The 9,151-nt window shown below is 61.3% G+C and carries 10 protein-coding genes, 1 tRNA gene and 1 pseudogene; 4 read left to right on the top strand and 8 right to left on the bottom strand.

Annotated features, from left to right (window positions below; translation table 11 throughout):
* Window positions 1–749 precede the first annotated feature (749 nt).
* The 3 genes and pseudogenes from NKJ35_RS29420 to NKJ35_RS29410 form a co-directional block, all read right to left on the bottom strand.
* Window positions 750–1,175 carry an alpha/beta fold hydrolase gene (locus tag NKJ35_RS29420; RefSeq protein WP_352478078.1) on the bottom strand — a complete coding sequence of 142 codons (426 nt, stop codon included), beginning with the start codon at window positions 1,173–1,175 and terminating at the stop codon, window positions 750–752.
* Between the two features lie 37 nt (window positions 1,176–1,212).
* Window positions 1,213–1,365, bottom strand: a pseudogene (locus NKJ35_RS29415) (alpha/beta fold hydrolase); the annotation flags it as partial.
* Between the two features lie 89 nt (window positions 1,366–1,454).
* A tRNA-Met gene (locus NKJ35_RS29410) sits at window positions 1,455–1,531 on the bottom strand.
* Window positions 1,532–1,767: 236 nt separating this feature from the next.
* On the opposite strand from NKJ35_RS29410, the gene NKJ35_RS29405 reads away from it, so the two are divergent.
* Entirely contained in the window at window positions 1,768–2,727 is a 960-nt protein-coding gene (locus NKJ35_RS29405; RefSeq protein ID WP_254819113.1) for a Gfo/Idh/MocA family protein, read from the top strand.
* Between the two features lie 14 nt (window positions 2,728–2,741).
* On the opposite strand, the gene mnmA is transcribed toward NKJ35_RS29405, so the two are convergent.
* Window positions 2,742–3,932: a tRNA 2-thiouridine(34) synthase MnmA gene (mnmA, locus tag NKJ35_RS29400; RefSeq protein ID WP_352651089.1), complete on the bottom strand. Its 1,191-nt coding sequence runs from the start codon at window positions 3,930–3,932 to the stop codon at window positions 2,742–2,744.
* Between the two features lie 261 nt (window positions 3,933–4,193).
* Between mnmA and sciP the strand changes: the two genes are divergently transcribed.
* Window positions 4,194–4,469, top strand: a complete 276-nt coding sequence (gene sciP / locus NKJ35_RS29395; RefSeq protein ID WP_023679563.1) for a CtrA inhibitor SciP — start codon at window positions 4,194–4,196, stop codon at window positions 4,467–4,469.
* A 57-nt stretch (window positions 4,470–4,526) separates the two neighbouring features.
* Here the strand turns inward: sciP and NKJ35_RS29390 are convergent, their stop codons facing one another.
* Window positions 4,527–5,453 (bottom strand): NADP-dependent oxidoreductase, encoded by a 927-nt coding sequence (locus NKJ35_RS29390; RefSeq protein ID WP_352651087.1) that lies wholly within the window; start codon window positions 5,451–5,453, stop codon window positions 4,527–4,529.
* Window positions 5,454–5,547: 94 nt separating this feature from the next.
* On the opposite strand from NKJ35_RS29390, the gene NKJ35_RS29385 reads away from it, so the two are divergent.
* Window positions 5,548–5,943 (top strand): winged helix-turn-helix transcriptional regulator, encoded by a 396-nt coding sequence (locus NKJ35_RS29385; protein ID WP_254819116.1) that lies wholly within the window; start codon window positions 5,548–5,550, stop codon window positions 5,941–5,943.
* Between the two features lie 62 nt (window positions 5,944–6,005).
* Here NKJ35_RS29385 and NKJ35_RS29380 read toward each other — a convergent pair whose 3' ends face one another.
* Entirely contained in the window at window positions 6,006–6,383 is a 378-nt protein-coding gene (locus NKJ35_RS29380; RefSeq protein ID WP_254819117.1) for a flagellar export protein FliJ, read from the bottom strand.
* A gap of 451 nt (window positions 6,384–6,834) precedes the next feature.
* Here NKJ35_RS29380 and ctrA point away from each other — a divergent pair, with 451 nt between their 5' ends.
* Window positions 6,835–7,530, top strand: a complete 696-nt coding sequence (ctrA, locus tag NKJ35_RS29375) for a response regulator transcription factor CtrA (RefSeq protein ID WP_006203583.1) — start codon at window positions 6,835–6,837, stop codon at window positions 7,528–7,530.
* Between the two features lie 106 nt (window positions 7,531–7,636).
* Here ctrA and NKJ35_RS29370 read toward each other — a convergent pair whose 3' ends face one another.
* Both NKJ35_RS29370 and chpT read right to left on the bottom strand, forming a co-directional pair.
* Complete coding sequence (locus NKJ35_RS29370; RefSeq protein WP_254819118.1) at window positions 7,637–8,005, bottom strand: response regulator; 369 nt, start codon at window positions 8,003–8,005, stop codon at window positions 7,637–7,639.
* Window positions 8,006–8,243: 238 nt separating this feature from the next.
* Window positions 8,244–8,873, bottom strand: coding sequence for a histidine phosphotransferase ChpT (chpT, locus tag NKJ35_RS29365; protein ID WP_254819119.1), 630 nt, complete (start codon window positions 8,871–8,873; stop codon window positions 8,244–8,246).
* Between the last annotated feature and the right edge of the window lie 278 nt (window positions 8,874–9,151).

The raw sequence follows: 9,151 nt of genomic DNA, 5'->3' as shown, positions 1-9,151 counted from the left end.
GCCCGGACCGAGTTGCCTTCTGGCCTGACGAGGCCTGAAGATTGGCCCTGTCAATTCCAGCAGGAATAGTTGTCGGCAAGCGAACCGCGGCAATGCTGCGCCCGACAGGATGAAACTGAGAACCCCTATGTCATCGTTTGCGCTATATAACTTTTGCGACAGCCGGGGGCGGATGAATGGAATCGGGCGTATTTCTCCACTACCCACGCGGTCCGAGGCGGCAGAAATGGGGCCGAGCAGACCGTCCGCTGCTAGGGTACCCAGCACGCGAGCGGACATGTGAGACCTCGGTGCGAAGGTCCGGGATCAGGCCCATTGCGGACGTACGTGTTGGTTCGCCTGTTGGCGCCGAAGCGCCTTATCGTTCAGTCTCGCGGCACACATAGATCAAATGAACCGTATCGTCATCGATCAATGTGCTCGACACCAGTTGCAGCGGAGGCCGTCATCCCGCTGGACATCCGTATCCAGTTCAGCCAGGCGCTGCCGATAGGCTTCGATACCATGCCCTCCAGTCCGGCCTGATCGAGGAATATCACCTGCACGTGAGGCCGTTCGTGCTCGGCAGGGGCAAGCAAGGGGCCCGTAAGTCACCGTGTCGGGCCTTGGCGCACAATGGCATGTGGATAGCTAAGTTTGACCCGCGGCAAGCGTCGCTGGATGGTCACGAGAGGGCGCCACTCGCACAGTCCTAAGCGACAGCGCACACTAGGCGCGCTGCCACCGCTATCGAGACATCGCCGTCACAGCTACCGCACCGATTTTGCAGCGTCGATGATCACGTCTGCGACCGAACGAGGTTTGGTCAACATGATCAAGTGATTGCCCTCGAGCTCGGTGATATGCGCTTTGATGGCCTTGGCCATCGACTCTTCGAACGCCGGCGGGATCGCACCGTCAGCCTTCGCAACCACGAACCAACTGGGCTTGGTCTCGGACGCCGCCCGGGTCAGCCGTTCGTCGAAGAGACGGGCCGCCGATGGCTGCTGCGTCGCCGCGAGAACCGCAACCTCCTCGGGCGTCGCGTCCTGAGCGAAATACTTGCCCAGCCCCTCCTGGGGTACGGTCAGGAAGTCGCCGCTGTCCTTCTGCAGGGGTCGACGTCCAAGGCGCCGGCGGACTTCCCGCCGTAGCGCTGGTGACTGACTGGCCCTTCGGCAGGGCGAAGGCGGCAACGTAGACCAAGGCTTTGACCTTGTCCGCCGTTCCGCCCTCGGTGATCACCATTCCGCCCCAGGAGTGGCCAACGAGGATCACATCTCCCGGCGCGGCCTCGATGGCCCGTTCAGTGGCAGCGACGTCGTCTGCAAGCGAGGTCAGTGGGTTCTGGACGGCAACGACGCGAAGTCCGGCGCTCTGCAGCAATGGAAATGACCTTGCTCCAGCTGGAGCCGTCTGGGGGCGCTACCACATATGCATGATTTACTAGTTATTTCAGTAACTTATTCGATTTTTGGTAGCGGGAGAGGGACTTGAACCCCCGACCCCAGGATTATGATTCCCGTGCTCTAACCAACTGAGCTACCCCGCCAGGGCGGCGAAGGCCCGAAATCCAGCTTAAATCGGCAGGCATATCGGCGCGTTCGCCAAGGTCGCGCGGATATAAGGTTGCGAGGCCAAGCCTGTCAAGCATCGAAGTGGCTGCCGCGCCGGCATATTGCTGGTGCCTAAAGCTTTGCCGGGCAGACATTTGGGCGCACAGGCCGGGGTTGAGTTCAGCGAGGCACGTCGCTATGTCTCGGCCACGAAAGCCATGGTCATGAATTGATGAAACCGCGCATTGCAGTCCTCGGTTGCGGATACTGGGGCAGCAACCACATCCGCACCCTAAAGGCGCTCGGCGCGCTGCACGCGGTTTCGGACGTCAACCCCGCGCGTGCGGAGGGTTTTGCCAGCGAGCAGGATTGCCTGGCGATCGAGCCGGAGGCGCTGTTTGCCCGCGACGATGTCGACGCCATTGTCATGGCGCTGCCGCCGCAGTTCCATGCCGACATGGCGGTGCGCGCCGTGCTCGGCGGCAAGGACGTGCTGGTGGAGAAGCCGATCGCGCTGACGGTGGCCGATGCCGAGCGCTCGGTGCAGGCGGCCGCCGATAATGGCCGTGTCTTCATGGTCGGCCACGTGCTGCGCTTTCATCCCGCCTTCGAGACGCTGAAGGCGCTGATCGACAATGGCGAACTCGGCGAAGTCCGCTACATCCACTCGCATCGGCTCGGGCTCGGCAAGTTCCACACCGAAAACGACGCGTTGTGGGATCTGGCGCCGCACGATCTGTCGATGATCCTGGCCATCACCGGCACCGAACCGGTCGAAGTGCGCGGCGAAGGCGCTGCCCTTCTCGACAATCTCAGCGACTTTGCGCATCTGCACATGCGCTTTCCCAGCGGCTTGCGCGGCCATCTGTTCGCCTCGCGGCTCAACCCTTACCGCGAGCGGCGGCTGACCGTGGTCGGCACCAAGGCGATGGCGGTGTTCGACGATGTCGAGCCGTGGGAGCGCAAGCTTGCCGTCTACCGCCATGCGGTGTGGCAGGACAGCGGCCAATGGGCGTTCACCGCCAACGAGCCGTCCTATGTGGCGGTCGGCGAGGGCATGCCGCTGACGCGCGAGCTGGAGCATTTCATCCACTGCATCGAGACGCGGGCCGAACCGCGCACCAGCGGTGAGGAAGCCATCCGCGTGCTGCGCATCCTGACCGCCGGCACCGTTGCCCACACCAGACCCTAAAGAGAAAACGCCGTCTATTCGGCGGGAACCCGCGCCGGCTGGACGGCAAGCCGCGTCAGCATCGCTTCGGCTTCGGCGCCGCGCTCGGAGCGCTCGATGAAGCCGCCGCCGAACACGCGCGCCTCGTTGCCGTGGTCGGAATAGAGCACGCAGGCCTGACCGGGGGCGATGCCCGACTCGCCGTCAACCAGCTCCACCGAAGTGACGCCGGCGCGGTGATGCAGCACCGCCGGGCGCGGCGGCCGCGTCGAGCGCACCTTGGCGAAAAGCTCAAGCCCGGCCGCCGGGATATCGGTCAGCGGGCCATCGCCGAGCCAGTTCATGTTGCGCAAGAAGATCTTGTGGGTTTCCAGCGCCTCGCGCGGGCCGACGACGACACGAGCCCGGTCGGCGTCGAGATGGACGACGTAGAGCGGCTCGCCGGAGGCGATGCCGATGCCGCGGCGCTGACCGACGGTGTAGCGCAAAATGCCCTCGTGACGGCCAAGCACGCGCCCGTCTATATGGACGATGTCGCCCGGATTGGCGGCAGCCGGCTTCAGCTTGGCGATGATGTCGGAATACTTGCCCTGCGGCACGAAGCAGATGTCCTGGCTGTCCTGCTTGGCCGCAACCGTCAGGCCCATCTCCTCGGCGATGGCGCGAACCTCAGGCTTCGACAGGCCGCCGAGCGGAAAACGCAGATAGTCGATCTGCGGCTGGGTGGTGGCGAACAGGAAATAGCTCTGGTCGCGGTCGGCGTCGACCGGCCGGTAAAGCGCGCGATGGGCGCCATTGGCGCCGGAGCGGATGTAGTGGCCGGTGGCCAGCGCATCGGCGCCGAGTTCCTTGGCGGTCGCGAGAAGATCGGCGAATTTCACCGTCTGATTGCAGGAAACGCAAGGGATCGGCGTTTCGCCGGCGACATAGCTTTCGGCGAACGGATCGATCACCGCCTTGCGGAAGCGCTCCTCGTAATCGAGCACGTAATGCGGGATGGCGAGCGTCTCGGAGACGCGGCGGGCATCGTCGATGTCCTGGCCGGCGCAGCATGAGCCGGCCCGGTGCGTTGCCGCGCCGTGGTCATAAAGCTGCAGCGTGACGCCGACGACATCGTAGCCCTCGCGCTTCAGGAGGCCGGCAACGACCGACGAATCGACACCGCCCGACATGGCGACGACGACGCGGGTGTTTTCGGGGCGTCCGGGAAGATCGAGGCTGTTCATGGTTCTTTCGTTCTGCGCGGCGCTTCAATGCCAATGGCCGGAATATAGGTCAAGCGTCCCGGCTGCGCCAGCTTTGCCGGGCCGGCTCATTTTTCATGCCGGGTTCAACGCGCATGCCGGCAGATGTTTCAAATGCCGATGAAAAGGCTAACGCCGCGTTCATGATCCTTACCTAACCATTAGGGTCTGCTTAGGCAAATTTTAAAGCTGTGGCGGTAATGTGGTGGCGATTGGGTCTTTGAGTTTTTTGTAGAGAGTACGATGACCGATCTAATTAGACCGCGAGTCAAATATGTTATCGGGCCAGACGGCAGCCCACTTACCATTGCCGATCTGCCGCCGACAAACACACGTCGCTGGGTTATCCGGCGCAAGGCGGAAGTGGTGGCGGCGGTGCGTGGCGGGCTTTTGAGCCTCGAAGAGGCATGCCAGCGCTACAAGCTCACCACCGAGGAATTCCTGTCCTGGCAGGCGTCGATCGACGAATACGGCCTTGCCGGCCTGCGCACCACGCGCATTCAGCAATACCGGCATTAGGCCGATAAGGGCGCTGACCAGCGCCCTTACGTTTGCGAGGGGCGACGATCTGCAATTTCAGACCGTCAGCACCACCTTGCCGATCGGCCTGGTGGCGAGAAGGGCATGGGCGGCACCGGCCTGTTCGAGCGGAAACGCCTTTGCCACGTGGACGGCCAGCTTTTTCGCGTCGATCAATTTGCCGAGCTCCACCAGGGCGGCACGGTCGGGCACTACGGACATGCGCTCGACGCGGATGCCTCGCGTCCTGGCCTTTGCCTTGGTGGCATCGCTGACATCGAGCAGCGACACCAGAACGCCGCCAGCGGTGAGCACTTTCAGCGATTGCTCCGCATGCACGCCGCCGAACGGGTCCAGAACCAGATCGATGTCGCGGGCCTTCCCGGTGAAATCATCCCTTGTGTAGTCGATCACCTCGTCGGCCCCGAGCGAGCCGACGAAATCGAGCTTTTCCGGGCTGGCGGTCGCGACGACGTAAGCGCCGCGCGCCTTGGCGATCTGCACCGCCAGATGGCCGACGTCGCCGGCTCCGGCGTGGATCAGCACGCGCTTGCCGGAATCGAGCCGGCCATGGCGGACAAGGCCTTGCCAGGCCGTCAGGCCGGCCAGCGGCAGTGCGGCGGCTTGCGCGTGATCCATGCCTTCGGGTTTCGGCGCAAGCTCATCAGCCGGGACAGCGGCGAGTTCGGCGTAGGCTGCCGCCTGTTTGGGAAAGCGCGTCATGCCGAACACGGCATCGCCGACCTTGAGGCCGGAGACGCCGGAGCCCAGCGCCTCGACAACTCCCGAAACGTCCCAGCCAAGGACAAAAGGCGGCTCGCCAAGCAGCGGATAGTGGCCGCCGCGCACCGCACCATCGACCGGATTGATGCCGGCCGCCTCGATGCGGACGAGCACTTCGCCGGCCTCGGGTGATGGCGCGGGGCGATCCGCAATGACGAGGACGTCGGGTCCGCCGAAGGAATTCTGAATAATGGCACGCATGGAAAGGCTCTCCTGCTGGTTTTGATGTGCCACTATCATTTGGATAGTTACATTCTCTTGTCTAGTATGTACCTTTTTGATATATACGCACCTCATGGATAGTGAAGATGTTTCCCCTTTCGGCTATGACGCCTTTCGGCGGTCGTGCCCGTCACACGCCGTGCTCGAGACGCTTGCCAGCAAATGGGTCTACCTGGTGATTTGTGCGCTGCGCCGGGGCCGGCTCCGCAACGGCGAATTGGCGCGCAAGCTCGAAGGCATCACGCCGAAAATGCTGACGCAGACGCTGCGTATCCTGGAACGCGACGGGCTTGTGCGGCGTGAGGTTTTCCCGGTCGTTCCGCCGCGTGTCGAATATGAGCTGACCGAACTTGGCGAGAACCTGGCAGGACTGCTCAATCAGATCAGAGCCTGGTCGGAGCAGCATGTGCCCGACATCAAAAATGCGCGCGCACGGGCGGCGGAACAGCAAGAAGATCTGGGTGCCTGAGGCGGGCACAGTTCGGTGCGCAGCAATAGCGCGCAAGCGCGACGCGCGTTAAAGTCTTGTTTTCAGCCGATCATGGCGCTGCGGCCGCCGGCTTCCGTGTCGCGCGCCTTGGTGTCGCGCGATTCCAGCATCTCGGCCTTGGAAAGCTCCGCTTCGGCTTCGCCCAGCAATGATTCGGCGACATTTCGCTGCTGGGCGAGGTCGCTTTGCGAATTTCTAAGGTTGTCGCGGCGTAGACGTGCCGCCTTGGCGAAGGTTGGATAAGCAAAGTGATTGATGTCGGTGATGCCGGCCTTCTTCTCTTCGGCAGCGATCTGAAGTTCCAGCTCGACGGCCATGCGCTCGAATTCGGCGATCATCATGTCGAGCTGCAGCAGCTGCCGCCGCTTCTCGCTCACCTGAAATTGCTTCAGCCGAACGAGGTTTTCACGTGACTTCATGATTCGGTACTCCCGGAAACGCACACCTGCACATATCGTCCAATTCACCCGGCACGGCCCAGGCCTGACCCGTTTCCACCGGCTTTCCCGGAACTATGGGAAACAAACTCCTAAAGTTTTTTGCCGGCGGTAACCATTCGTTTACGGGCATTGTTAATCATACGGCTCAGGACTTAAGGGCGGGTAAAAATTCTGCTTCTCGTCGCGAAACCCGGCCAGCGAGTCCGAAGAGTCACTTAGTCTGGCTTATTAATGTGCCGCATTAACGGTTTGGGTCTGTGATTCGTTATTGGATTCAACAAGGTGTAGAAAGGGGTTAAAAAATCTGATACCGTCACGGACGGGGAATTAGGTTTTATTAACCATTCGATGGCAGCCTCTGCTCAGGGCAATCACTGCTCCGGTCCTGGACGGGTCGTGAAATGGTCCGGCAGCAGAAAAGGGGAATGAAATGCGCGTTCTGCTGATAGAAGATGACAGTGCAACCGCACAAAGCATCGAGCTGATGCTGAAATCAGAAAGTTTCAATGTCTATACGACCGACCTTGGCGAAGAGGGCGTCGATCTAGGCAAGCTTTATGATTACGACATCATTCTCCTCGATCTCAATCTCCCCGACATGTCGGGCTATGAAGTTTTGAGAACGCTTCGCCTTTCCAAGGTGAAGACGCCGATCCTCATCCTCTCCGGCATGGCCGGCATCGAGGACAAGGTGCGCGGCCTCGGCTTCGGCGCCGACGATTACATGACCAAGCCCTTCCACAAGGACGAACTGGTCGCCCGCATCCATGCCATCGTGCGGCGTTCCAAGGGCCACGCCCAGTCGGTCATCACGACGGGCGACCTGGTGGTCAATCTCGATGCCAAGACCGTTGAGGTCGGTGGCCAGCGCGTGCATCTGACCGGCAAGGAATATCAGATGCTGGAGCTGCTCTCGCTGCGCAAGGGCACCACGCTGACCAAGGAAATGTTCCTCAATCATCTCTATGGCGGCATGGATGAGCCGGAGCTGAAGATCATCGACGTCTTCATCTGCAAGCTGCGCAAGAAGCTTGACGCCGCGTCTGGCGGGCAGAATTACATCGAGACCGTCTGGGGCCGCGGCTATGTGCTGCGTGAGCCCGAAGATATCCGCGTCAGCGCCTGAACCAGGGGCGTGATCCCAAGGTGGGCGCCGGGTTTTTCGGAAAAGAACCTGGCAAAACAACAAAGAGAGAGCCGATCCGATTTTGGTCGGAATGGAACAGCTCTGATCAGGCGGCAACCTTCAAGGCGCGGAAGCACTCGAGCAGTTGCGGCCGGTTGAACGGCTTCAGCAGGTAGCCCTGGGCGCCGGCCCGTTTTGCCCGCATGATCGCCCCGACATCGACCTCGACCAGCGAAATCAAAACCTGCGGCAATACCGGGCTTTCGATGGCGCGCACGCGGCGGATGAGGTCCTGCGCCTGCATGTCCGGTAAGGCGCCGTCGACGACGATGATATCAGGCATGTCGGCCGCGCACATCTCGATCGCCTCGTGGCCGCTGGCGGCCTCGATCACCATCATGCCGGAACCGCCCAGGATACGCCTTGCGACCTTCCTGATGACGCTCGAATTATCGACGAACATGCAGCGTTTCATTCCCGGACCCTCTTGCCGTTTGGCGAACCGGCAGCGTCGTGGCATCTGCCTGGGAACATAGGGCCGATCTGGTAAAGAAGCCGAAAAGCCGTTAGGTAAAATTTTCCTGAAGGTGTTTTAGTGAAATCTTCTTTCCCAATGCTTCACGCAGTCAATCTGCAAGCGCGTCTCACAGATGTTAAGACCACGCCGTAAATAGGACTTGGAGAGAATACTTTCCCCGCTCTTTCGGAGAACTTCAGGCTGCGGAAAGGACGATCTCGTCGGCGGTCGCGTGGATCGAAATCGTCATGTTGGCTTCGCGGGCCAGGAGCAGCGTGTAATAGGGCTGCACCGAATGCGCGTCGATCGGCTCGTCCGGCCTGTTGCCGGAATGCAATTCCAGGAATTTGGGCGGCACGCGCAGCATCGGGCCGCTCGCCGCGAGCGCAAAGCGCGGCTCGGTCTCCAGGTTCTCCAGCGTGACCGCCAGCCTGCCGCCGCGCGGAATGGCGGCGTTGGCGACGAGGATGAGATTGAGCAGCAGCTTGACCTTGTTCTTGGGCAACAGCGCACGGGTCCCGTTCCAGACCAGTTCCGGCTTCTCGTTCTTCAGGAAGGCGATGGCCACGGCCTCGGCATCCCCGGTGTCGATCAGCATGCCGGCGGAACCGGCGGCGCCGAAGGCGATGCGGGCGAATTGCAGGCGGGCGGAAGCGTTTTTGGCGCTTTGGCGGATCAGTTTCATGGCGTCTTCGTCGGCGCCGCCCTCGTCGAGCAGCTCAAGCCCGTTGTTTATGGCGCCGACCGGCGAAATGATGTCGTGGCAGACCCGGCTGCACAAAAGCGCCGCCAGGTCGGGTGCGGAAAGGGTGAAAAGCTCGGCCATCGGCAAAAATCCCTGCAAATTTCACAACACAATGACCGGGCGGTCATGATCACGCCTGTCAACACGAATCACGCTCTCTCCCAAGCATTCTGAATACACAGCGCTTATGCGTGCAGCAACAAATCCAAAATTTTGATTGTCGAAATGGTGTGTTCACGCAGCAGGGTGCTGCGCGGTCGATGCAAAACAGCCTTCGAACCGCCATCTTCATGTGAGAGTTTAATGGTTGAAAAAGGATTACGGCATAGTTTGCCCCTAACAGTCATCCTTAACGGCCG

The sequence above is a fragment of the Mesorhizobium sp. M0136 genome (genome assembly GCF_040322515.1).
In the GTDB taxonomy this organism is placed as follows: domain Bacteria; phylum Pseudomonadota; class Alphaproteobacteria; order Rhizobiales; family Rhizobiaceae; genus Mesorhizobium.
This window is presented reverse-complemented; position numbering and strand designations above follow the sequence as displayed.